This window comes from Paraburkholderia sp. A1BS-2L, from assembly GCF_051125205.1.
Taxonomy (GTDB): Bacteria; Pseudomonadota; Gammaproteobacteria; order Burkholderiales; family Burkholderiaceae; genus Paraburkholderia.
On sequence record NZ_CP120428.1, the window covers coordinates 1264855 to 1288252 of the forward strand.

Annotated in this window: 23 protein-coding genes and 1 riboswitch; of the genes, 8 read left to right on the forward strand and 15 right to left on the reverse strand. The window is 64.2% G+C overall.

Going from position 1 to position 23398, the window contains the following annotated elements; translation table 11 throughout:
• Positions 1-82: 82 nt before the first annotated feature.
• A complete protein-coding gene (locus tag P5W98_RS05690) occupies positions 83-742 on the forward strand; it encodes a hypothetical protein (protein ID WP_434718454.1) in 660 nt (219 codons plus the stop codon).
• Between the two features lie 22 nt (positions 743-764).
• Here P5W98_RS05690 and P5W98_RS05695 read toward each other — a convergent pair whose 3' ends face one another.
• Together P5W98_RS05695 and P5W98_RS05700 are read right to left on the reverse strand one after the other, a co-directional pair.
• Positions 765-2099 (reverse strand): DUF3443 domain-containing protein, encoded by a 1335-nt coding sequence (locus P5W98_RS05695; protein ID WP_434718455.1) that lies wholly within the window; start codon positions 2097-2099, stop codon positions 765-767.
• A gap of 44 nt (positions 2100-2143) precedes the next feature.
• The gene (locus P5W98_RS05700) at positions 2144-2584 is read right to left on the reverse strand and encodes a DUF2844 domain-containing protein (RefSeq protein ID WP_434718456.1); all 441 of its coding nucleotides are present in this window, start codon (positions 2582-2584) and stop codon (positions 2144-2146) included.
• Between the two features lie 393 nt (positions 2585-2977).
• Between P5W98_RS05700 and bamC the strand changes: the two genes are divergently transcribed.
• The gene (bamC, locus tag P5W98_RS05705; RefSeq protein ID WP_434718457.1) at positions 2978-4213 is read left to right on the forward strand and encodes an outer membrane protein assembly factor BamC; all 1236 of its coding nucleotides are present in this window, start codon (positions 2978-2980) and stop codon (positions 4211-4213) included.
• Positions 4214-4324: 111 nt separating this feature from the next.
• Here bamC and P5W98_RS05710 read toward each other — a convergent pair whose 3' ends face one another.
• The 5 genes from P5W98_RS05710 to P5W98_RS05730 all read right to left on the reverse strand — a co-directional run bounded on the left by P5W98_RS05710 (position 4325) and on the right by P5W98_RS05730 (position 10001).
• Positions 4325-5926 (reverse strand): L-lactate permease, encoded by a 1602-nt coding sequence (locus P5W98_RS05710; protein ID WP_434718458.1) that lies wholly within the window; start codon positions 5924-5926, stop codon positions 4325-4327.
• A gap of 237 nt (positions 5927-6163) precedes the next feature.
• Positions 6164-6541 (reverse strand): hypothetical protein, encoded by a 378-nt coding sequence (locus P5W98_RS05715; RefSeq protein WP_421023662.1) that lies wholly within the window; start codon positions 6539-6541, stop codon positions 6164-6166.
• A gap of 406 nt (positions 6542-6947) precedes the next feature.
• Entirely contained in the window at positions 6948-7169 is a 222-nt protein-coding gene (locus P5W98_RS05720; RefSeq protein ID WP_421023663.1) for a glycine zipper 2TM domain-containing protein, read from the reverse strand.
• Between the two features lie 172 nt (positions 7170-7341).
• Positions 7342-9273 carry a phosphomethylpyrimidine synthase ThiC gene (gene thiC / locus P5W98_RS05725; protein ID WP_421023664.1) on the reverse strand — a complete coding sequence of 644 codons (1932 nt, stop codon included), beginning with the start codon at positions 9271-9273 and terminating at the stop codon, positions 7342-7344.
• Between the two features lie 96 nt (positions 9274-9369).
• A riboswitch (TPP riboswitch) is annotated at positions 9370-9509 on the reverse strand.
• 84 nt (positions 9510-9593) lie between these two features.
• Positions 9594-10001 carry a GreA/GreB family elongation factor gene (locus P5W98_RS05730; RefSeq protein WP_434718459.1) on the reverse strand — a complete coding sequence of 136 codons (408 nt, stop codon included), beginning with the start codon at positions 9999-10001 and terminating at the stop codon, positions 9594-9596.
• Positions 10002-10703: 702 nt separating this feature from the next.
• On the opposite strand from P5W98_RS05730, the gene P5W98_RS05735 reads away from it, so the two are divergent.
• Complete coding sequence (locus P5W98_RS05735; protein WP_434718460.1) at positions 10704-11693, forward strand: EamA family transporter; 990 nt, start codon at positions 10704-10706, stop codon at positions 11691-11693.
• A 106-nt stretch (positions 11694-11799) separates the two neighbouring features.
• On the opposite strand, the gene P5W98_RS05740 is transcribed toward P5W98_RS05735, so the two are convergent.
• The 5 genes from P5W98_RS05740 to P5W98_RS05760 all read right to left on the reverse strand — a co-directional run bounded on the left by P5W98_RS05740 (position 11800) and on the right by P5W98_RS05760 (position 15215).
• On the reverse strand, positions 11800-11937 hold the full coding sequence (locus P5W98_RS05740) for an entericidin A/B family lipoprotein (protein ID WP_421023667.1): 138 nt from the start codon (positions 11935-11937) through the stop codon (positions 11800-11802).
• A 119-nt stretch (positions 11938-12056) separates the two neighbouring features.
• A complete protein-coding gene (locus P5W98_RS05745; protein WP_421023668.1) occupies positions 12057-13259 on the reverse strand; it encodes an MFS transporter in 1203 nt (400 codons plus the stop codon).
• Positions 13260-14039: 780 nt separating this feature from the next.
• On the reverse strand, positions 14040-14234 hold the full coding sequence (locus P5W98_RS05750) for a hypothetical protein (protein ID WP_434662200.1): 195 nt from the start codon (positions 14232-14234) through the stop codon (positions 14040-14042).
• 75 nt (positions 14235-14309) lie between these two features.
• Complete coding sequence (locus tag P5W98_RS05755; protein ID WP_421079336.1) at positions 14310-14606, reverse strand: hypothetical protein; 297 nt, start codon at positions 14604-14606, stop codon at positions 14310-14312.
• Positions 14607-14966: 360 nt separating this feature from the next.
• Entirely contained in the window at positions 14967-15215 is a 249-nt protein-coding gene (locus P5W98_RS05760) for a hypothetical protein (protein WP_035530985.1), read from the reverse strand.
• 529 nt (positions 15216-15744) lie between these two features.
• Here P5W98_RS05760 and P5W98_RS05765 point away from each other — a divergent pair.
• The 5 genes from P5W98_RS05765 to P5W98_RS05785 all read left to right on the forward strand — a co-directional run bounded on the left by P5W98_RS05765 (position 15745) and on the right by P5W98_RS05785 (position 19426).
• Positions 15745-16359 carry a glutathione S-transferase family protein gene (locus tag P5W98_RS05765; protein ID WP_421043979.1) on the forward strand — a complete coding sequence of 205 codons (615 nt, stop codon included), beginning with the start codon at positions 15745-15747 and terminating at the stop codon, positions 16357-16359.
• Positions 16360-16551: 192 nt separating this feature from the next.
• The gene (locus P5W98_RS05770; protein WP_421023672.1) at positions 16552-16761 is read left to right on the forward strand and encodes a hypothetical protein; all 210 of its coding nucleotides are present in this window, start codon (positions 16552-16554) and stop codon (positions 16759-16761) included.
• Positions 16762-17013: 252 nt separating this feature from the next.
• Positions 17014-18438: an FAD-containing oxidoreductase gene (locus P5W98_RS05775; protein ID WP_434718461.1), complete on the forward strand. Its 1425-nt coding sequence runs from the start codon at positions 17014-17016 to the stop codon at positions 18436-18438.
• Positions 18435-18839, forward strand: coding sequence for a cupin domain-containing protein (locus tag P5W98_RS05780; RefSeq protein ID WP_434718462.1), 405 nt, complete (start codon positions 18435-18437; stop codon positions 18837-18839). The genes P5W98_RS05775 and P5W98_RS05780 overlap by 4 nt, the downstream gene beginning before the upstream one ends.
• A gap of 98 nt (positions 18840-18937) precedes the next feature.
• Complete coding sequence (locus P5W98_RS05785; protein ID WP_434718514.1) at positions 18938-19426, forward strand: metallophosphoesterase family protein; 489 nt, start codon at positions 18938-18940, stop codon at positions 19424-19426.
• 133 nt (positions 19427-19559) lie between these two features.
• On the opposite strand, the gene proP is transcribed toward P5W98_RS05785, so the two are convergent.
• From proP to argA, 3 genes are all read right to left on the reverse strand, one after another.
• A complete protein-coding gene (gene proP / locus P5W98_RS05790) occupies positions 19560-21029 on the reverse strand; it encodes a glycine betaine/L-proline transporter ProP (protein WP_421079340.1) in 1470 nt (489 codons plus the stop codon).
• 606 nt (positions 21030-21635) lie between these two features.
• The gene (locus P5W98_RS05795) at positions 21636-21911 is read right to left on the reverse strand and encodes an oxidative damage protection protein (RefSeq protein WP_421023677.1); all 276 of its coding nucleotides are present in this window, start codon (positions 21909-21911) and stop codon (positions 21636-21638) included.
• A 66-nt stretch (positions 21912-21977) separates the two neighbouring features.
• Positions 21978-23378, reverse strand: a complete 1401-nt coding sequence (argA, locus tag P5W98_RS05800; protein ID WP_035530996.1) for an amino-acid N-acetyltransferase — start codon at positions 23376-23378, stop codon at positions 21978-21980.
• Positions 23379-23398: the final 20 nt, after the last annotated feature.

The following is a 23398-nucleotide window of genomic DNA, read 5'->3' on the forward strand; positions in this document are numbered from 1 at the left end:
GTGCGCCTCGGGTCCTTGCGGCCTGTACGCTACAATTGCCGCAGCCTGAAAACCGAACCGCGCGAGAAGCGCAACAAGAGCGATGAACAAACGGAAAGCTTGCCTCGTCGGCCTCGCCGCCGGGGCCACTCTGCTCGCGGGATGCGTCGCGCAGTACCAGAATCCCAGTGAGTGCGCGCGGGAAATGCGCACCCGGCTCGCCAGCGCTTCGCTGGGCGCACTGTCCGTCACGCATACCGCCGTGGCGTATCGCGGCAAACGCGTCGTGGTCGAGGGGCTGCTCGATCGCGGCGCATTGCCGGCATCGGGCGGGCTCAGCGCATCGGCCGCCGCCGCTCTGGCGGGCGCGCCCGTGGGTGCGGCAGCAAGCGCCTCCGATGCGAGTGCGGCGAGCGTTTCGGCCAGTTCCATGCCGACCTCGACGGCAACTTCAACGTCGACTGGCGCAGCGACTGCGCGTGGCGCGTCGGCGCCGCCGGCTGGGTCCATGGTGTCGGCGGCTTCCGGGGTCTCCGCGGCGTCCGCACCTGTTGCGGACCCACTCGCGGCTTCAGTCGCGGAGAGCAAGCCCACCACGCCGATCGCGGCGCTTGCCGTGAAGCTCGGTTTGCACAAGGCCCCGCGCCCGTCCACCGCTGCCGAGTGCACCTACGACAAGACGGGTAGCCTCACGTCGTTCCGCTGGCTTTCTCCGGGCGCGCTCGCCCGGACCACACCCGCACCGGACGTCGACGACGAGTGACCCGCGCGCTTGCGCGCGCCACTCAGAACGCGAAATACGGCCCCGTTCCCGCCGGCGTCACCTGAGCTTCGATTGCCGTATAGATGCGCCGCCCGAAGAAAAACGGCAATCCCCAGCCGAACATATTGCCGTTGTAGCCTGCAAGGTCGTTGAACGCCCAGTTGCTGCTGGCGAGGAGCGTTTGCGCGTTCGCGACCGAAACCGAGGCCGGTGCGCTGATGCCGTCCGTTCCCTTGATCGATGCGCCGATGCTTTGTGGCGTGCTCGGGCAGTACCACACGCCGCAGCGCGTGAGGGCGGAGTTCGCGAAGAAGAAGCCGTTCGATCCGCTGTCCAGATAGCTGAGCGGATAGATCGAACCGTCCGAGGTTGTGGTCGTCACGTAGCCCGTAACTGTATTCGCGCGCAGCACGGTAGCGCTGCCGAGCGCATTGTTCGGTTGCGAGCCGATGCCGAAGATCAGGGATCCGCTCACCGCGCTCTGGCCCGTATCGGGCACCGCGGGCAGATCGATCACGACGCCGTTGTTGTCGGTGGCAAACGACGCGACGGGGTTGCGCACCTGCTGCGCGAGTGGCTGCGCGCTCGCCGTGCAGTTGCCGGAAGGGCATGCGTAGTACCACGAACGATTGGGCTGATTGCCACAGGCTGCGCCACAGTCGGCATTGAACGTCCCGACGCCGAGGATGCCGTTCGAGCGCAGCGCGGTGGAGTTGATCATCGCGAACCCGAAGCCATGGCAGTAACTCGGCGTGGTTGGCACGGATGGGTCAGCGATCACCTGGATCGGCAATGAAGGGGCGAGTTCACCCGCGAGCCGCACGTCGGCGCTGCGCACCGCGCCCCACGTATAGCCGGTGCCGAAGGCCGCGCATTCACCAGCGGGTGACGAACTGGCGCCCGCATTGACGGCGGGCAGGGCGAATCCGGCGGGCAGCGCGGAGGCGAGCAGGCGCAGGCCTTGCGAGCCGGTGTCGACCTGCACGTTATCGACGGTTGCGCAGGTCGTCGTGCCCGGCACGCATACCGTCACGCTCGCCATGAGCATGTTGCGTGCGGCCTCAGGCGTGGCTGCGACACTGACCGCAAGGACATTCGGCGTGGTCGATTGCGGTACGGTGCCGGTCGTACTGGATGTGTCCGGACTGGTCGCAGACGGCGAACTCGCACTTGACGGCGCACTGGCGGCAGCGGGCGTGCTGGCGGGCGTCGTGCCGCTTATTACGCCGGTGTTGCCGCTTCCCCCGCAGGCCGAGAGCACTGCCGAGAGCACTGCGGCGAGGAGGCCTGCGAGTACGCTGGAGCGCGCGCCTGCACGCTCCCCCGTGGGCGAAACGCGTCGTGCCGGCGTGCTCATTGCAGGTCCCCTTCCGTGACGCCCGCAGGCATTGCCGCGGGCAGCTACGCACGGCCGATATAGCTGCGCATGTGGCCGCCGGATTCGACGACGACCGTGGGCGTATCGACGCGTGCAGCGTGCAGGCCGGCGCGTCCGGCGGCATGGAGCGCGGCGGCGCCGCTGTGCCAGTCGGCGGCGTAGCGGCCAAGCAGCGCATCGAGGTCCGGCGGGGTGGGGCCTTGCCACGTGTAGGCGAAGATCTGGCCGCTATGGGTGGCGATGTACGCGTTGAAGTGCGTGCCGCCCGTGTCGACGTAGCGCGTCACGCGTGCTGCGCCGCCTGCGAGCGTCAGGCCGTTAGCGGGCGCGGAGGCTGGTGGCGCCTCGGGCGGGACTGTGTCGCCGAGTGCTGCGTGGGCTGGCGCGGCACCGGCCGCGAGGCACGAGAAGAGGCAGGCGAAGGCCGCAGCGCGGCCCGCCTGCAAGCAGCTGTAAGTTTTCATCAACTCTCCGTATGTTGTTCTTCGCGCTTATCTCTTTTTCTCGGGGAAATTAACATCGGGCCGCTTCTGCAAGATAGGCGAACTTCAAATGTCGAGAGGCGCAAAACTGGCGGCCCCGCGTCTGCGTCCTTAGTGCATTGATAGAAAAAGAAATTTTCTCGATTCGCAGGTGTGGAGAGTGGCTTATGGAATGTTGATGAACGTTACATAGATCGGGTAAAAGCGGGCTGCGGGGTCCGTCATTCAGCGTCTGGAGCGCCGGTCTGACGGGCTGAGGCATGCCGGGCAGTGCCGTCGCCGCCCGGTTTTTGCACAGCGCGGCGTCTCACCGGTAAAATGGCTGGTTGATCCACGGAAACTAGCCCGTGGCCTAGCCGAAGGGATTACCCGAACATGAGTGATTTTCACCAACGTCTTGCCGCACGCGCGCTCGCGCTCCTGATGGCGGGCGGGCTGGTCGCCGGTTGCAGTTCGCCGACGCCCGGCAAGATCGATTACCGCAGCGATGCGAAGGCGAAGCAGGCGTCGCTGGCCGTGCCGCCGAACCTGCTCGACGAAACAGGCGACCAGCGCTCGCTGCCTCCGCAAGGCGGCGAAACCTCGCTGTCCGCGCTCAAGCAGGTTCAGGCCGCGGCGCCCGTGTCCGACCAGACCCAAGTGCTCCCGCAGGTGCCTGGCATGCACATTCAGCGTGACGGCACGGAAAGCTGGCTCGTCATCGACAGCCGCACGCCCGACCAGGTCTGGCCGCAGGTGCGCCGCTTCTGGCAGGAGCAGGGCTTCCTGCTGGTGGTCGACCAGCGCGACAAGGGCGTGATGGAAACCGACTGGAACGAAACCCATCCGAAGATCAACGACGGCCTCATTCGCAACACGCTGTCGTGGGCCACGGGCAATTCGTACGTCACGGCCGAGCGCAACAAGTACCGCACGCGCCTCGAAACGTCGCCCACCGGCGGCACGTACATCTTCATCAGCCAGAAGGGCCTGAGCGAGCAGCTGACCGGCACCAACAACGAAACCACCCACTGGGTGCCGAAGCCCAACGATCCGGCGCTCGAAACGGAGTACCTCAAGCGGCTCATGGTGACGCTCGCGCGCGCCAAGCCCGGCGTGCCCGACGCGCAGATCTCCGCCGAGGCCGACGCGAAAGCGAATGCCAACGGCAAGACGCCGGCCAAGGGTGCCGACGCGGCCGCTGCCGCCGTCGCGGCGCAGAACGCTGCTGTCGCGGGGCAGAGTGCGCCGTCCGATGCGTCGGCGGCGAACGCCGCAGGGGGCCAGTACACGTCGACCGAACTCACGCTCTCCGAGCCGTACGACCGCGCATGGCTGCGCGTGGGCGTCGCGCTCGACCGCTCGAACTTCACGGTGGACGACCGCGACCGCACGAAGGGCATCTACTATCTGCGCTACGTGGATCCGCAGGATCTGAGCTCGGCGGAGCAGGGCTTCTGGAGCCAGCTCTTCCACGGCCACAAGGACAAGGTCGCGAAGCAGTACAAGCTCAATGTGCGCGCCGTGACCGAGAACCAGACCCGCGTGTCGGTCGTCGACGACAACGGGCAGGTCGACTCGTCGCGGCCGGCTCGCGAGATCATGAGCCTCGTGGTCGAGCAACTGCAGTAAGCATTCTCGAATGCAGGGGGCGTCGCCCACGCCGCCCCGGGACAATCAAAAAAACCGCCTGCGAATTCCTCGATTCGCAGGCGGTTTTTTCATTCACGCTGCACGCCGTCTTCAATGCGGCGGAATCATCCACGTGAACACGTTTTGCTGCAGCCACACGAGAATGCCGAGCAGCACCGTCAGGAGGATCGAGTGCTTGAAGGTTTTCGCGAACACGTAACCTTCCTGCCCTTTGAGGTCGGTGGTTGCCACGCCCGTCGCGATATTTTGCGGCGAGATCATCTTGCCCATGACGCCGCCCGACGAATTGGTCGCCGCCATGAGCACGGGGTCCAGATTGAGCTGGTGCGCGGCCACCACCTGAAGATTGCCGAATAGCGCGTTGCCCGAGGTGTCGCTGCCCGAGAGGAACACGGCCACCCAGCCGAGGAACGCCGAGACGAGCGGGAAGAACGCGCCCACCGAGGCCACGCCGAGACCCAGCGTATAAGTCAGGCCCGAGTAGTTCATCAAAAACGCCAGCCCGACGATGGTGGCAACGGTCAGGATGGCGATGCGCGTTTGTACCCAGGTGTCGACGATCGCGGCGCCGAAGTCGGCGGGCTTGAGCCGCACGACCAGCGCCGTGATGATGGCCGCAAGCAGGATCGCGGTGCCCGTGCCGAGCGGCTGGAAGTCCCAGATCGCGCCATACGGCGTCTTGTACAGCGTGATGTAGACGGCCTTGTCGAGACCCGGCCAGTGCACCTTGAGGTCGCCGATCGCGAACACCTTGGCGATCGTCCAGAGAATCACGACCACCGCCACGATGATCCATGGATACCATCCCTGCGTGCCCGAGACGTCGCCGCGCACTTCCTTGGCGCGGTCGACCTTGATCTCGAAGCGCGCGTCGGGCGCGGGTTTCCACACGCGCAGAAACAGGATCGTGAGGATCAGCGAGACGAGCGAGGAGAGCACGTCGGTCAGGCTGTAGTTGATGTAGTTCGCCGTGACGAACTGCGTGAGCGCGAAGCTGCCACCCGAGACCAGCAGCACCGGCCAGATGCGCAGCATGCCGCCCACGCCCGCGTAGATGGCGATTACATAGAACGGCAGCGCCACCGCGAAGAACGGCAACTGGCGGCCGACCATTTGCCCGAGCGCGTCGGCGGGCAGGTGGGTGACCGCGCCGAGCACCGTGATCGGCACGCCAAGCGCACCGAACGCCACCGGCGCCGTGTTGAAGATCAGCGTGAAGGTGAGTGCTTCGAGCGCCGGGAAGCCGAGCATGATCAATAGCGAACTGGTGATCGCGACGGGGGTGCCGAAACCCGAGATGCCTTCGAACAACGCGCCGAACGAGAAGCCCACCACCACGAGCACGATGCGCCGGTCGTTGGGCAGATTGTCGAGCAGCCACATGCGAAACGCCGAGAAGCGCCCCGAGCGCACCGCAATGTTGTAAAGCAGGATGGCCGTGACGACGATCCACATGACCGGCCACAGCGCGAAAACCACGCCGTTGAGCACCGAACTGATGGCGAGATTGACCGGGAACTGCCAGCCCGCGATCGCGACGACGAGGCCCACGACGAGGCCCGCGAGCGAAGCCTGCCACGCGGGCCGGCGCGCCCAGCCCAACAGGACGAGCACCACGGCGATCGGCAGCACCGCCACGATGAACGACAGGAAGAGCGAGTTGCCGATGGGAGTCAACAGCTGATGGAACATGACGTCTCCTTTATGCTGATTGGTATCGGCGCATCGATGCGTGCGGGCGCAAAGGTGTGCCGGGCGTGGCGTCGGCAGTGCGCGCGGCGCGCGGTAGACCCGCGCGCCGCCATGAGGAGGGGAATTCAGTAAGGCCGTGCTTCAGTACCCGATACCCAATAGCAGCATAGAAAATGGTTCGGGAGCGTCAAGGGAGGGAAAGTACGGTCGTGCGGCGCGCGTGGCGCTGGCTGGCGCTTAGTGATGCCAGTGGCCGCCCCCACCGCTCCAGTAACCAAAGCCAAAGGAGATGGCGGGCGCCCCCCATCCCCACGCGGGATAGGGGTAATACGGGGGGTAAGCCGGATAAGCCGGATAAGAGGAATAGAGCGGCCAGGCCGGCACCGCGATAGCAACGGGCGGGGAGGGATACAGCGGCCCGGGGTACTGTGTATCGGGGACGGCCGCGGGTGCGGGGTTGGCAGGCAGATTCGCTTGCGGATTGGTCTGCAAGACCGCGTTTTCATGCTGCGTGCTCGAGGCGGGCACGGTGCCGTAGTAGTACGGCGAATAGCCGTATGGGTAATAGTAGTAGCAGCCGGAAAGCGCGAGCAGGACGGCCGTTGCAGCGAGCATCGAGCTCCGCCTGAGCGCGCCGCGCGCCCGCGGGCGCTCCAACGAGGATTGGCGCATCGAGGCGCTGCAAGGCGAGGCAAGGGCGGCTAAGGGGCGATTCATGGCGGACTCCTTACTCGGCCGGCAGTAAGTGCGTTGGGCACCCGGAACCTGATCGATCGAGTTTACGCTCCTCGCCGCCACCCTGTGTTGCACTTGAATCACCGCATCTTTCGCGTGCTTGCATGACTGCATGCCCAAACACACGCATGCATAGTCGCGGCCAAATGCAAACGCGGCGCATGCTCTTGCGAGACATGCGCCGCGTATCCTCTCTGAAGCCGGCATGTGCAACCCGGATTGCCGGCTAATTGCCTGTTGTTATGTCGTGAGTTTTTCGCTGTGTCAGGCAGGGCAGACGTGGCCCTTACTTGCCCACCTGATTGCCGATGATGCCGCCTACCGCAGCACCGCCGATCGTGGAGAGCGCACTGCCGCCAATGGCCGCGCCCGCGACGCCGCCGACACCTGCGCCAATTGCGGTGTCGCGGTCGCGCCTCGACATGTTGTCGCAAGCCGAGAGGCTGCCGACTACGGCAACGAGCGTTGTCACAGTGAGGAGAGTGCGTGCGCGTGCAAGTGTTTTCATTTTTCGACTCCGGTTGTATCGGGCGAGGCGCACCAGGCGGTTTAGTGCCTGATGCGCTTCCAATGCATTTATCGTAGAAGCGCCTCCCGTATCCGGGTGTATGCGCTTGTCAACGAGTTGTCGGAATCGTTAGAAATTGTTTCGCGGCGCGCAGCATACCGTCTTGCGTGCCTTACTGGCGCTGATAAATCTCCGCGCCTTGCTTGATGAACTCGACGGCCTTCACTTCCATGCCCTTTTTCAGGGCCTCGTCGTCGGTCATGCCCTGTTTTGCCGCGAAGTCGCGCACGTCCTGGGTGATCTTCATCGAGCAGAAGTGCGGACCGCACATCGAGCAGAAGTGCGCGACCTTCGCGGAATCCTTCGGCAGCGTTTCGTCGTGGAACTCGCGTGCCTTGTCCGGATCGAGGCCGATGTTGAACTGGTCTTCCCAGCGGAACTCGAAACGCGCCTTCGACAGCGCGTTGTCGCGCACTTGCGCACCCGGATGACCCTTCGCGAGATCGGCTGCGTGCGCCGCAAGCTTGTACGTGATGATGCCTTCCTTCACGTCGTCCTTGTTCGGCAAGCCGAGGTGTTCCTTCGGCGTGACGTAGCAGAGCATCGCCGTGCCGAACCAGCCGATCATCGCGGCGCCAATGCCCGAGGTGATGTGGTCGTAGCCCGGCGCGATGTCGGTGGTGAGCGGCCCGAGCGTGTAGAACGGCGCTTCCTTGCACCAGTCGAGCTGCAGATCCATGTTCTCCTTGATGAGCTGCATCGGCACGTGGCCGGGACCTTCGATCATCACCTGCACGTCGTGCTTCCACGCGATCTGCGTGAGCTCGCCGAGTGTCTTGAGCTCGCCGAGCTGCGCTTCGTCGTTGGCGTCGTAGATCGAGCCGGGACGCAGGCCATCGCCGAGCGAGAAGCTCACGTCATAGGCCTTCATGATTTCGCAGATCTCTTCGAAATGCTCATAAATGAAGGATTCCTTGTGATGCGCGAGGCACCACTTGGCCATGATCGAACCGCCGCGCGAAACAATGCCCGTCATGCGGTTGGCGGTGAGCGGCACGTACTGCAGGCGCACGCCCGCGTGAATCGTGAAGTAGTCGACGCCCTGTTCGGCCTGCTCGATCAGCGTGTCGCGGAACATTTCCCACGTGAGGTCCTCGGCCTTGCCGTTGACCTTCTCGAGCGCCTGATAGATCGGCACGGTGCCGATCGGCACCGGCGAGTTGCGGATGATCCACTCGCGTGTTTCGTGAATGTGCTTGCCGGTCGAGAGATCCATGACCGTGTCGCCGCCCCAGCGGATCGCCCACGTCATCTTGTCCACTTCCTCGCCGATCGACGACGTGACCGCCGAATTGCCGATGTTCGCGTTGATCTTCACGAGGAAGTTACGGCCGATGATCATCGGCTCGCTTTCCGGGTGATTGATGTTCGCAGGGATGATTGCGCGGCCGCGCGCGATTTCCTCGCGCACGAATTCGGGCGTGATTTCCTGCAGGGCGTTGGCGCCGAAGGCAGCCGCGCCGAATGCCTGGCCCGGGTGCTGGCGGCCCATCATCGCGGCCAGCTTCGCGCCGTTCGGGCCGCTCGTCTTGAGGCTTTCCAGATACTCGGCGCGGCGCTGGTTTTCGCGGATGGCGATGAATTCCATCTCGGGTGTGATGATGCCCTGGCGCGCATAGTGCATCTGCGTGACGTTCTTGCCGGCCTTCGCGCGGCGCGGCGTGCGGTGCAGGCCCGGGAAGCGCAGTTCGGCCGTGGCCGAATCGGCGGCGCGCTCGCGGCCGTATTCGGAGGAGAGGCCGGGCAGCGCTTCGGTGTCTCCGCGCTTTTCGATCCAGCCTTGACGCAGTGCGGGCAGGCCCGCACGGATGTCGATCTTCGCTTCGGGGTCGGTGTACGGGCCCGAAGTGTCATAGACGTAGATCGGCGGATTCTTTTCGCCGCCAAAGCCCGTGGGCGTGTCCGATTGCGTGATTTCGCGCATCGGCACGCGAATGTCGGGCTGCGAGCCGGTTACGTAAATCTTGCGGGAATTGGGCAGCGGCGCGATTGCAGCTTCGTCGACGTGCGCGTTAGCGGAAACGAATTTCGGGTTGGCGTTCATGCCTCTCTCCATGCAAAGCTATGTGGGAACAGCGGCTTAGCAGGAGATGAGACGGAACGTGGACGGACTTCGCTGTGATGAGGTGAGGCGTTTGCGTTGCGAAGTCCGGACGCTTCCCTGCGCTGGCATTATCCAGATCAGGTTCAAAGGGTATTTCTCACCCACGCAATACGCGGCTTGAACATTCGTGTGAACGATTCGAAGCGGCGCATGACGCAGGACCCCCGCGTAAGCAGGCCAAACGATACACCGTGCTGCGACGATCTGGCAAGTGCTTCGGCATGTGAAATGTGCCAGGGCCAAGCGCGGGCGCGCGTTGCTTACAGCGTGAAATCGTCTGCGGCTTCGGGCTGAAACAGGATGCGGTCGATCTTGAACGTCTCGACGGCACCGCTCGGCGGCGTGAAGCGCACGGACTCGCCGCGCTTCGCGCCCAGCAGCGCGAGGCCCGCGGGCGAAAAAACGTTCAGGCGTCCGGCGTCGAGGTTGGCGCTCGCCGGGTAGACCACGGTAAACGTGACTTCCTCACCCGTGCGTTCGTTCACGAGCGTGACCTGCGAGTTCATGGTGACGACATTGGCGGCGACCTTGCGCGAGTCGACGATCTCCGCGCGCTCGAGCAGGTCGTCGAGCATGGGTTGGCGTGCGGCGGCCGCACCGGGCTCGGCGGCGCATTTTTCGAGGCGAGCGAGATCGAGCTCGGTCAGATAGCGGATTTTCTTCGACATGGTGGTTCTCCTTACGATCCGGGATTGAAAAAGTGAGGGATCGGCCCGGAGCCCGACCGAACGGCTCCGGAAAGCGGAGGGTGGTTCAGTATGGACGCCGGGCGGCGGCGAGCGGGGCCTGGGAGCCGGGGAGGTGTCGTCGGGCGGCGGACCGCGCATCCAGAAGCGTTCCCGCGCGCGCAGACGCGCCGCGCTGGGTGCGCGGCGGCAAGGGTGCGGCGAGATGTACGGCAAGATGCGTGAACGACGGAGGCATTGGGGACGACAGAATTAACTGAAAGTTTTGTGAAAGCAGAGGGCATGTTAACACGGTCTTGTTATTCATGGACGACCTGCGTCGGCAACGCGTCCCGGGCGAAGCGTGTGGTGTCGGCGAGGGGATGGCGACGTCTTGCCGCAGAGCGACGCTATGGCCGTCGCGGCGGGCGTTCGAGCACGGTGTTTCAGTCGGGGTTGCGCGCAAGTTGTACGCCTTGCGCATAAAGGCATGCTCGCTTCGTCCGCAACCAGGTGCCTTGTTGCATAATGCGTGACGCCCGATTCGGGCTCTTCGTGTCCTTAGTTGCTCCATTGCGGCGCATCGAGGCACATCTCGCACTTTCTTTTCGCTGCTTCGATCATGCCGTTGCGCTTCATTCGTCCCGTCCCACGACCGGCGGGGTGTCCGCGGTCAGCCCCCAGTCTCTCCGCGGTGCAATGACCATGCCTCCCCGTTTGCCTTCTCGCTGGACCGGCGGCTCACTTGCCCAAGGGTTGCTACAGGCGCTGATACAGACCGGAGCGCAATGCTGGCGTCTCGCGCGCAGCGTGCGCTTGCCGCAGTCGCGCGGCGGTCGTGTGGCGCTATCGCTCGCGGTTGTCTACTTCGTTTGGGGCTCGACCTATCTCGGCGTGCACGTGGCGCTCGGCTCTTTTCCGCCGCTGCTGCTTTCGGGCCTGCGCAATCTGTTCGCGGGCATCGGGCTCTTTGTGTTCGCCGTGCGCCGGCGTCCCCCCATGCCGACGCTTGCGCAGGTGCGCAATGCAGGCGTGGTCGGCACGATGCTGGTGGGCCTGTCGAGCGGCATGCTGGCCTATGGCATGCGCACGGTCGGCACGGGCACCGCGGCCGTGATGGTCGCGACCGTGCCGCTGTTCGCCACGCTCATTGCCGCGGCAGCCGGGCGGCGCGTCGTGAAGGGCGAATGGGCGGCAGTGGCGCTGGGTCTTGTTGGCATCGCGATTCTCAGCCACGACGGCGGGGCGAGCGGCACGGCGGGCGGTAGCCTTGCGATTCTCGGCGGCGCGCTCTTCTGGGCGGTCGGTGCGCATCTCGCGGGACGGCTCGAATTGCCCTCCGATCTCTTTATCGCGACGGCGCTGCAGATCGGTCTTGGCGGTGGGATCTCGACGCTGGTGGCATGGATCACCGGCGAGCGTATGGGCGCGCTGCATGTCCTGCCGGTCGTCGCGTTCGTCTACCTGATGGTGATCGGCACGATGGCTGCGTATGTTGCCTATGGTTATTTGATCCGGCACACGAGCCCGATCGTGGCGAGCAGCTGCATGTATGTAAACCCGGTTGTCGCGGTGATCATCGGGGCGCTTACGCTCGGCGAGCCGATTACCCTCGGCACGATCATTGCCACCGTGCTGATTCTCGGCAGCGTTGGACTCTCGTTCCTGTTCGACGACAGGCGACGCGGTTCCTGAACTTGCCGCATTATTCGCAGCACGAAGTTTTTGCGCCCGCGCTAACGCGTTGGCAGCAGCGCGGTTCCGGCGCCGGCAGGTGTGCCGGCGCCGCGAATGCCGCCGGTTACTTCGCTTTCTCGGCGCTGTTCGTGATGGCGTGGCCACCCGAGGACAGATCTTCGCCCGCTCCCGCGACGGTATTGCAGGCGGCCAGCGCCGCAACCGACGCGGTGATGAGAAAGAAGGCAATCAGGCGTTTCATGAGAAGGGCCTCCGCTGAGTGAGTGAACCCTTTTTCAGCATATCCCGTGCCTGGCCGCTGTCGCGAATTCGCGATGCGGCGCGTGTACGCGCTCCACGCGGCGAACGCGTCATGTACGGTTATGTGTTTGCGTCGGACTGCGCACGCGTGGTGTAGTGAATCCACGCCGCGAGCGCGCTGAAACCCAGACCGGCTGCGCACACACCCATCCAGCCGAACGCATGCCAGGTGGCTGCGCCCACCGCCGAACCCGTTGCCCCGCCGATGAAGTAGCAGACCATGAATACGGTGTTCACGCGGCTGCGCGCTTCGGGGCGCAGCGCGTAAATGCGCGATTGATTCGAGATCTGCGCGGCCTGCACGCCCACATCGAGCACGATCACGCCGATCACGAGACCGATCAGGCTCGTGCCCGAGAACGCAAAGATCACGAACGCGAGGGCGATGAGCGCGATCGAGAGCGTGATGACGGCGCGCGGGCCGCGTTTGTCGGCGGAGCGGCCCGCCCATGGCGCGGCGAGCGCACCCGCCGCGCCGACGATGCCGAAGAGCCCGGCGACCTCGGAGCCGAGGTGGAACGGCTCGCCCGCGAGCAGCAGCGTGAGCACGGGCCAGAACAAGCTGAACGCGGCAAAAAGGCAAGCGCCGATAGCCGAGGCTTCGCGCAGGCCGCGCAATTCGACCGTGAGGTGCCAGAGCGTGGCAAGCAGCTTGCCGTAGCCGAGCGTCGAAGTCGGCTGGCTCTTCGGCAGTTTTTTCACGACCACCACGGCGAGCGCGAGCAGCGCCACGATCGAGGCGGCGAACACCATGCGCCAGCCGAGGTACTGGCCGACGAACCCGGCTGCGGTGCGCGCGAGCAGGATGCCAAGCAGGAGACCGCTCATGACGGTGCCCACGGCGTGGCCGCGCTGCTCGGGCGGCGCGAGTTCAGCCGAGAACGGCACGGCCTGCTGCGCGATGGTGGCGAGCACGCCGATGGCGAGGCTCGCGCCGATCAACACCGGCAGCGAGGGCGCGGCGGCGGCGGCGAGCAGGGCGAGACAGAGCAGCCCCGTCTGCACGAGGATGATGCGGCGTCGGTCGATGCGGTCGCCGAGCGGCGCGAGCAGGAGCATTCCCAGGGCGTAGCCGAGCTGCGTGGCGGCGGGCACCGCGCCGATCCACGCGGCTCCGGCGGGGAACGTATGGCGGAAGTCGTCGAGCAGCGGCTGGTTATAATAGATGTTCGCGACCGCGACGCCCGCGATGGTCGCGAGCAAAAGCAGCAAGCCGCGCAGCGACTGGCGTTCGCCAGCGGATGCGGAATCGGGTGTGGACATGTGCACGGTATGCGGGCGGCGCCCAGCGATATGAGATGCTGAAAAGGCTGCCCTCGTTCTTGCCGGCGAAACGCCGTCTGCATGAGTTCAGGCGTGCCGATCATACCGGAGCGTGCGCGATCGTGCCGCCCCTCGCGCAGACGCGCGCCGGGGGCGAGCTTTAAACACGTTGAGTGCGCAACATTTCGGTTGCGTGACGCGCGGGTAGCGAGTCGGATGGCATCGTTATCGGCTTGAGCCGGAATCGCTGTGCCAATGGTAGAATCGCGTCCGCTTTGCCGGCGTGATGAAATTGGTAAACATAGCGGACTTAAAACTAGATTGAGTGCCCAGCCGGAAACGGCCGGTGCAGAACCCCTCAAATTCGGAGAAACCCCTGGACTTTGCAGTGCGCAAGCGCGCATTGTGCCGAGGCAACGCCGAGCCAAGCCGGCTGGTGCATGTTCGCGCCGGCCAGGAAGGTGTAGAGACTAGACGGGGGGCGCCTAAGGCTTTGGCGCGGTATTACAGCGCCAAGAGGCTAAGGCGAAGGCATAGTCCAGCGCACGAACATCCGCGAGAGCTTCGCGGGCGGCGTCGAAAGACGTAGTGTGACGAAAATCCGCCGCCTCACGGCTTACCGGTTCGAGTCCGGTCGCCGGCACCAGGACAACCTGAAACCCGAACGGGCTTCGCAAGAAGCCCCCTGAACCCGCGATGGCGTACCGCCTCGCGGGTTTTTTGTCGCTGGGCCTAGGGGCTGCCGGGACATCGCAACGATGTCCGGGGCGCGCCGTGCGCTCAGCGGCTGCCGATCTGGCCGGTGCGCGGATTGACGAGCCGCGCAAAGCCGAAAAGCGCCGCAATTGCCAAAGGCGCCACGAGAAAAAAGGCGGTAAGCATGATACAGGCCGTAACAAAATGTTTCGTCAGTGTATCTGCAAGATGCGAATTGGGTATCAGGGACAGCGGCAACAAACCATTGCTGTTGCGCAAGGAATCGCTCAAAAAGTCGGCGTGAATCCGCAAAAGGCTTGATGGGCGGGGGTGTGCGGCATGCGGGAAGGCAATTTAGATGCAGTCGAAGATTACCTCTACTGATTGTGGAGTAACGCCGCGCAGTCCTTCGCTGTGCACGTCGACCGCGTGCATCTCTTTATTTTGCTTGTGGCAATAAGCCTGCGCTTCCTTGAAACCGGCGCTGCGCACGTGGTTCCACGAGACGATGTCCCAACGCGCCCGGCTCGTGATCGAAAAATGCCCATCCTGTCTCGCGTTCACACTGGTTACCGATGTGCATGCCGTTAGCATGCCAAGACCAAGCAACAGGATGCTGCCTCTCATAAATTCCTCCTGATCGCGCACCATTGTCGCCGCCAAACGCGGCCATTGGCAACTCGGGGGAATGTTAATTAACGTCCGTGAAATATAGAGGCATGAGTGCACGCGCACGTCATGCGCGTGCAGGGCAATAGCGCTGTGAAAGTGGTAGGACGCGTGAGGTGAACGGACATCGCCCGAAGAGGAGTGGCGCCTGGTTTTGCGTTTAATGGCGCGTGCGTCGGCCCAATCGAGCGTATATGCGTCGCCCCGGCTATGTCTGGCGAAGGCGTCAAGCCGCTATGTCACAGAACGTATCTGGCCGATCCGCACGCCGTGCGGCAGCGCCGCACGAAGAACAGAACGGTTGTTTGTCTCGCGCTGTGCGTTCGATGCGGTTCGGCCGAATCAGTCGTGAGCGACGATTTTGCCGACCTGAGCCTGTCCGGAGACGAGGCACGACGAGAGGAAATTCTCTCCCTGGCTGCGCGCGCCGATGGCGGTGAAGCCACGCGCGAGCGCGTCGAGCCGCACGAGTTCCGAGCCTTGCGCGCAAGTTACCGAGCTGGTCTCATGCGCCTGCGCGCGCGTCATCGCCCGGTTCGCGAGGAGGAGTGCGAGGATGATGACGACGCCAACATTGAATGCTTGTCTCATGATTTCGTCTCCTAGTGCAGTCAGACTATCGCAGCCTTTCGGCGTATGTATCCAGGAGTTTCCCGGCGATGCAGTGCAACACATGCGGCGCACGAAAACCCCTTGGAATGCAGGGTGAGTAATAGTTCGGCATCCTTGTGTTGCGACTTGTGCCATACCGAGCCTTGCGCGGCGTGCCAGTACGCATGGACGCGTCTTCACTATTCCCGGATAGCGGTAAGGTTGCATTGCAGCAATGACGCGTCGCATCACACACGACGACAGTTAACAAATGTAGCGCCAGGCAAATCGAATCTTTCGCGACACATCGACACGGCGTTATTTGGAGCCGTTTTAGTTGCTTGTTATCAATCGCTTGAGCGAGGCCGTTAAGCAATTTGCATCGCCGTAGCTGCGCTTCCAGGGCAGTTGCCTGGCGATAATGGGGTTCGATCATGAGCTCAGGGAACGATCCGCAAATCTTGAAATGAATGCGCCGATGCTGCACTATCGGCTGCCCAGTCCCCTTTTTCTTGTGCGAGGTGTGGCAATGCAGTTGATTGGCATGATGGATTCTCCGTATGTACGTCGTGTCGCGATTTCGCTGTACGTGCTTGGCATGCCGTTCGAGCATCGCAGCGTGTCGGTATTCCGGCATTACGACGAGTTCGCGCAGATCAATCCGGTCGTCAAGGCGCCGACGTTTATCGACGACGACGGCACGCTGTTGATCGATTCCACACTGATCCTCGATTATCTCGACCACAAGGTGCCGCCGGCGCGGCGCCTGATGCCGGAGGAGTCGCAGGAGCGCACTTTCGCGCTGCGCGTGAACGGGTTCGCGCTGGCCGCCATGGAAAAAACGGTCCAGCAGGTGTACGAGCGCCAGTTGCGGCCCGAGGAGCGTCAGCACGAACCGTGGCTGCAGCGCGTCACCGCGCAGATGCACGCCGCGTACACGGTGCTCGACAAGTTGCTGGACGGCCGCACTGGCTGGCTGTGCGCTGGGCGAATCACGCAGGCCGACATCACGGCCGCGGTGGCCTGGCGTTTCACCCAGCACATCTTGCCGGGCGCGGTGGATCCCGCGCGTTATCCGGCGCTTGCCGCACACGCTGCCCGCGCCGAGGCGTTGCCCGAGTTTGTCGCTACGCCGCTCGAATGAGCTTCGGGACCGTGCACGGGCCGGCACCGTAGGCTCGTTGATCGCGGGCCCCGCTGTTTGCACGATTGTTCGTGTTTGACGACAAGTGACTTCGCGTCCGGGCCATTTATCGGCGGACGCTCCATTCCTAGAATGACTCTCATGGAAATGACGCTACGTCAGTGAGACGCGGCGGTTTCAGTGGGAGCCGTCATGAAATCCTTTATCGAACGACAACTGTATCAACCTGCACTGGTCCTGCCGATGGTGGACCTCATGCAGTTGATGGTGTCGCTCGACTTCAACATGGGTCAGATCGGGCTGATGGTGGCGACGCGCGGTGCGCGCGCAGCGCTGCAGCGCTCGCGCGAATTCTGGTGTGCAAGCCACGAATGCGTGGCGCCTGTCGAGCGCGTCCATTGACCCTGTTTGCCTACGCTCGATAGACAGCGTACGGCTTTACGATTCTCCCCCCCGACGCGCAGCGGCATCGCCCGTTTGCTGTTGTAGCGTCACCCTCTGAGCCGCCCCATGATCCGGGGCGGCTCTTTTTTCTCGTTTTCCGATTCGAAATTCGCGGACTACCCGTGCATGGAATTTGCGGCGCCGGCGTAAGATGGCGCGGACGTGACGCGCGCACGTGAGTTCCACGATGTTTCGCACGAGGAGAACGGCATGGCACAGCGTTTCGATGCGATCGTGATCGGCACAGGGCAGAGCGGTCCGCCGCTCGCAGTGCGGCTGGGCGCCAGCGGACGCAAGACGGCGGTGATCGAGCGCGCGGCGTTCGGCGGCACGTGTGTGAATGTCGGCTGCACGCCGACCAAGGCCTATGTTGCCTGCGCGCGCGCGGCGCATGTGGCGCGCCACGCGGCGGACTTCGGCGTGCGGATCGGCAATGCCGCGCAAGACGCCGAGGTGAGCGTCGATCTGGCGTTCGTGAAGGCACGCAAGGACCGCATCATTGGCGCGTCGCGCGACGGTGTCGAACACTGGCTGCGCCATGCCTCTAACGTTACGGTGCTGCAGGGGCATGCGCGATTTAGCGCGGCGCATGTGGTCAGCGTGACGTTGGCGGGCGGCGAAACGGCGACGCTGGAAGCACCCGAGATCTTCATCAACACGGGAACGCGCGCCGCCATTCCCGACGTGCCCGGGCTCGACCATATCCGATACGAAACCAACTCGACGTTGCTCGCTTTGGAGACGTTGCCGGTGCATCTGGCGATTGTTGGTGGCAGCTATGTGGCGCTCGAATTCGCACAGATGTTTCGGCGTTTCGGCAGCCGCGTGACGGTGCTCGTGCGCGGGGACCGCGTGCTGGCGCGCGAGGACGACGACGTGGCTCGGGCGGTGCAGGACGTGCTTGCGCGCGAAGGCGTGGAGTTTCGCTTCGGCAACGCGCCACGCAGTGTCGCGCCACTCGGAGCGAGCGGCGATGCAGGCCAGCATCCGGGCGGCATACGCATCGAACTCGGCGGCGAAGCGCTCGACGTTTCGCATCTGCTATTCGCAACGGGGCGTAGTCCGAACACCGACGATCTCGGGCTCGGTGCGGCAGGCATCGAACGGGACAAGCACGGTCTCATCCCGGTCGACGGAGAACTGCGTACGCGCGTGACTGGCGTGTGGGCACTTGGCGACGTGAACGGCCGCGGAGCATTCACGCACACCTCGTACGACGATTACCAGATCGTCGCGGCAAATCTGCTCGACGGCGCGCGCCGTAGCGCCGACACGCGTATTCCCGCCTATGCCGTGTTCGTGGATCCGCCGCTTGCGCGGGTGGGGGCGAGCGAGCACGACGTCCGCACAAGCGGGCGGCCCGCGCTGATCGCGACCATGCCGATGTCGCGCGTCGGCCGCGCCCGCGAGCGCGGTGAGACGGATGGATTCATGAAGGCGCTCGTGGATGCGCAAACGCAGCGCATTCTGGGCGCGACGATCTTCGGCGCGGAGGGTGACGAGGCGATCCACACCTTCATCGACACGATGACCGCCGACGCGCCGTATACGACGCTCGAATACGCGATGCACGTTCACCCGACGGTGAGCGAACTCGTGCCGACCTTGCTTGACGGACTGAGGCCACTCGTATGAGCGTGTCAGGTGAGAACGCGGGTTTCGGGGAGCTCGCTGGAGGTCCGGCAGCGAGTCTTTCGGGCAACCTCTACGCCGGCATCGAAGCCAGTGCGCGCGATGAGCGCTTCGAACGGCTCGCCGGGCAGGCGGGAGTCCTGATCGAGCGGATCGTCTCGACGGGGCAGGCGAGTCCAGACGGGTTCTGGTACGACGATCCGCGCGACGAATGGGTCGCTTTGCTCGCGGGTGCAGCGGTGCTGGAATTCGAGGCGCGAGGCGGCGCGCGCCATCGGATGCGTCCTGGCGACTACGTGCATATTCCTGCGCACTGCCGGCATCGCGTGGCGTGGACCGATACCGCAACGCCTACGGTCTGGCTCGCCGTATATTTTGGCGCGGGTGTGGATGCACCCGAGTGAAGCCGGCGCATTGTGACGGTGTTCCTTTCCGACGCGAGGCGCGCCGCGTGTCGACGATAATCACCGGTATCCGCTTTCCGCTACGAAAACGCCATCCCATGTCACGTCCACGTCCGTTGCGCGTCGCGCTAGTTTCCGATACGCACAATCTCCTGCGGCCCGAACTGCTGCGTTTCCTGGAAGGCAGTGATGCGATCATCCACGCCGGCGATATTTGCGAGCAAGGCGTGCTCGACAGGCTGGCGCAGATTGCGCCGTTGACCGCCGTGCGCGGCAATAACGACCGTGGCTCCTGGGCTGCGGCACTGCCGGTGCAAACCGTGGTCGAAATCGGCGGCATCGCGCTTGCAGTCGTTCACGAACTGCGCGATTTGGGTGGCCTCGGCGCCGACAAGGCGGCGCAGGACATCGCAGTCGTGGTCAGCGGCCATTCACACAAGCCGGAGCACGAAATTCGCCATGGCGTGCACTTCGTGAACCCTGGCAGCGCCGGACCACGCCGCTTCAAATTGCCCATTTCCGCAGCGATGTTGACGATCGGAAACGACGGTGCGCTGCACATCGAGCACACGCGGCTGATCGACTGAGCCAACTGCGCAGACACGGGGCGACGCGAGACTTCAGGCGAAACGCAAAAAAGGCCAGCGCGAGGCTGGCCTTCGACAATTGCCGATGCGAAATCCGCGGCGCCTGAAGCGCCGTCGCTGCGTAATGACTGCGTTACACCCGAACCGCAGTGTGAGCGGCATAGCGTTCGTCGATTTCGCGGGCGACGTGCACGCCACGCATCACCGCATGGGCTTCGGCCTTGCTGCCGACGCACGGTGCGGAGCCGGGCAGCGGCTTGCGTGCCGTTTCGCGCAGCGACACCACCGAGACGATGCCGATCGCGGCCGCACCCATCAGATAGTACGCGGGCATCATCAGGTTCTGCGTGTGCTCGACGAGCCAGGCGGCGACCAGCGGCGTCGTGCCGCCGAACAGCGACACCGATACGTTGAAGCCAATGGCCAGCGCGCCATAGCGGATTGCGGTTGGAAACAGCGCCGGCAGCGCGGAAGGCATCACACCCGTGAAGCACGAGAGCAGCGTACCGAGAATCAGGAGACCGAAGAACACCGGAAACAGCTCGCCCGTCTGGATCAGCGTGAGCGAGGGAATCGACAGCACGATCAGGCCCACGCAGCCCGCGAGCATCACCGGCTTGCGGCCGATGGCGTCCGAGAGGCGGCCGAACGCGAGCGTCATCGGCATCATCAGCACCATCACGATCAGCACGAGGAAGAGACCGTGCGTTTCGTTGAAGTGCAGCGTCGCCGAGAGATAGCTCGGCAGGTACGAGAGCGCCATGTAGTCGGTCACGTTGAAGATCAGCACGAGGCCCACGCACAGCAGGAAGGGGCGCAGATGTTCAGTGACGAGCGACTTCAGCGTGAGCTTCGGACGCGCATGTTCCTGCGCTTCGCGCAGTTCGGCTTCACGCTTGAATGCTGGCGTTTCTTCGAGCTTGGTACGGATATAGAGACCCACGAGGCCGAGCGGGCCGGCGATCATGAACGGCACGCGCCAGCCCCAGTCGAGCAGTTGCTCGTGCGAGAGCATGGCGGTCAGCACGGCAACCGTGCCGGCGCCGAGCACGTAGCCGATCAGCGTGCCGAATTCGAGGAAGCTGCCCATGAAGCCGCGGCGCTTGTCGGGGGCGAACTCGGCGATGAAGGTTGCCGCGCCGCCGTATTCGCCGCCCGTCGAGAAGCCCTGGATCAGGCGTGCCACGAGCAGCAGAACGGGGGCGGCAATGCCGATCGAGTTATATGACGGGATCAGGCCGATCGCGAAAGTGCCGCAGGCCATCATGATCATGGTCATCGCGAGCACGCGCTGGCGGCCGATGCGGTCGCCGAGCGGCCCGAACACCATGCCGCCGATCGGGCGCACGAGGAACGCCGCAGCGAACGTGCCGAAAGTCGCGATCAGTTGCGCCGAGGGGTTGCTCGACGGGAAAAATACTTGACCGAGCGTGACGGCGATGTAGCTGTAGACGCCGAAGTCGAACCATTCCATGGCATTGCCGAGCGCCATGGCGCCGACGGCGCGTTTGAGGAGTTTTTTATCGACGATCGTAATTTCGTCGAGGGTAAGATCGGCCGAGGTGGCCGATGAACCGGAAGTGGAAGCGGTCAAGGTCTGCATCTCCAATGACAGCGACGGGCCTGCAATGGCTCGCCACAGTTGCCGGAGAGTGCCGTTTCGCGATAGCGGCAAGCATGTCGTGCGCGAACGCCGCACAGTGCGAGCGTTCGGTGAGCCTGCGAGGCAGGCGACGCATGAATGGCATGCTGAAGTGTCGCGAAACGACACTCGGTCGAATTGTGCGTTTGCGTTGCGCCTTGCGTGGCCGTGGTTGGGGGGCAGGACGCAGAAGGACGCTGGGCTCGCACGAGGGTGCGAAGTGAAGCGTCGCGGAAACGAAAAAGAAGGCCCGCGTGGCGGAGCATTCTTTTTGTATGAAAACAACCAGGAAGAAGGCGTTTTTGGGCGCCGGCCTGATTGAAATTGATGACTAATGAATGTCGAACAAGACGTTATGATAGCACGATAACGTAAGATCGTGCAAACCGCCCGTCCGGTGGGGTTCTTCGGGGAGCCCGGCAGGCCCTGTGTGGCGGGGGATTGGGCGATCTTGCCGGCCATAATGACGCAGCCCTGTAGCGTGTCGCGCGAGGGGCATGGATGGCCTGAAAAGCACATAAAAAAACCGCGCCCGGGCGCGGTTTTTGCAGTGCGTCGGGTGCAGCTTCAGCCTTCGGTCGGCGGCACGTAGCCCGACGCCTGATCGGCGCCTTCGCCGAAGAAGAACTTCTCCGTCTGCTTCATCAGATATTGGCGCGCGCGCGGGTCGGCCATGTTCAGCCGGTTCTCGTTGATGAGCATGGTCTGCTGCTTGAGCCAGATCTGCCATGCTTCTTTCGAGATGTTTTCGTAGATGCGCTTGCCGAGTTCGCCGGGCAGCGGGGGAAAGTCGAGTCCCTCGGCTTCCTTGCCGAGCTTCGCGCATTGGATCATACGGGCCATGCTGTGCTTCTCCTGTAGTCGTATCGGGTGGCGGCGTGTCGCTGCGTCCTCAGCAGATGGGGACGCTCACAGCTGTTTCATCAGCACGAGCGACTTGCGCTGCCAGTTGTAGAGGCGGCGGCGGTCTTCGGGCAGGTCGTCGACGGTGGCCTTTACGAAGCCGCGTTTCAAGAACCAGTGCTCGGTGCGCGTGGTAAGCACGAAAATGCGCGTGAGGCCACGTGCTCGCGCGCGCTGCTCGATGCGGCGCAGGAGCCGCTCGCCGTCGCCCGAGCCTTGCGCCTCGGGCGAGACCGTGAGGCACGCCATTTCGCCGATGCGCTCCTGCGAATACGCGTAGAGCGCCGCGCAGCCGAACAGCACGCCGTCGTGCTCGATCACCGAGAAATGGTCGATGTCGCGTTCGATCTGGTGGCGCCCGCGCCGCACGAGCGTGCCGTCGCTTTCGAGCGGTTCGATCAGCGTGAGGATGCCGCCGACGTCGTCCGGCGTGGCTTCGCGCAGGCTCTCCAGATTCTCGTACGAGATCATGGTGCCCACGCCGTCGTGCAGGAACAGCTCGAGCAGCACGCTGCCGTCGAGCGCGTAGGGCAGGATGTGCGCACGGCCCACGCCGCCGCGGCAGGCGCGGATCGAGTGCTTCAGATAGAAGCCTTCGTCGCCGAGCACGGTGCCGCTTTCCTGCAGCTTGTAGGCGTCGTCGAGCGACATTTCCCGGATCAGATCGCCTTCCTCGCTGATGAGACCCGGCGTTTCCGTGAGGAAAATGATCTTGTCGGCGCGCAGCGCGATGGCCGCCGCCGAGGCGACGTCTTCCATCGACAGATTGAACGCCTCGCCCGTGGGCGAGAAGCCGAGCGGCGAGAGCAGCACGAGCTTGCGGCTCGCGAGCGAGTGGCGGATCGAGTCCGCGTCGATCTTGCGCACCACGCCCGTGTGCTGGAAGTCGACGCCGTCCAGAATGCCGACCGGGCGCGCCGTCACGAAGTTGCCCGAGACCACGCTGATGTGCGCGTGCGCCATCGGCGTGTTCGGCAGACCCTGGCTGATCGCGGCTTCGATGTCGAGGCGCACTTCGCCGGCGGCTTCTTTCGCCGATTCCAGCGCGCGGGCATTGGTGATGCGCATGCCGTGCGAGAACTCGGACTCGACACCGTGCAGGCTCATCTGCTCTTCGACCTGCGGGCGCGAACCGTGCACGAGCACGATCTGGATGCCCATGGCCTGCAAGAGCGCGATGTCGGCGACGAGCGCGTTGAGCAGGTTCTGGTGCACGACTTCGCCGCCGAAGCCAACCACGAAGGTCTTGCCCTGGAACATGTGGATGTAGGGCGCGACCGATCGCATCCAGTCGACGAACTGCGCGTGCTGCGCGGCCTGCTGGGCAGCTTGCTCTGAAGCGGAGTCCGCGGCGGCGGAAGCCGGCGCGCTCGCGGAGGCGGGGACGAGGTCGGTTTGGGAATTCATGCCCGGGATTATAATGCGCC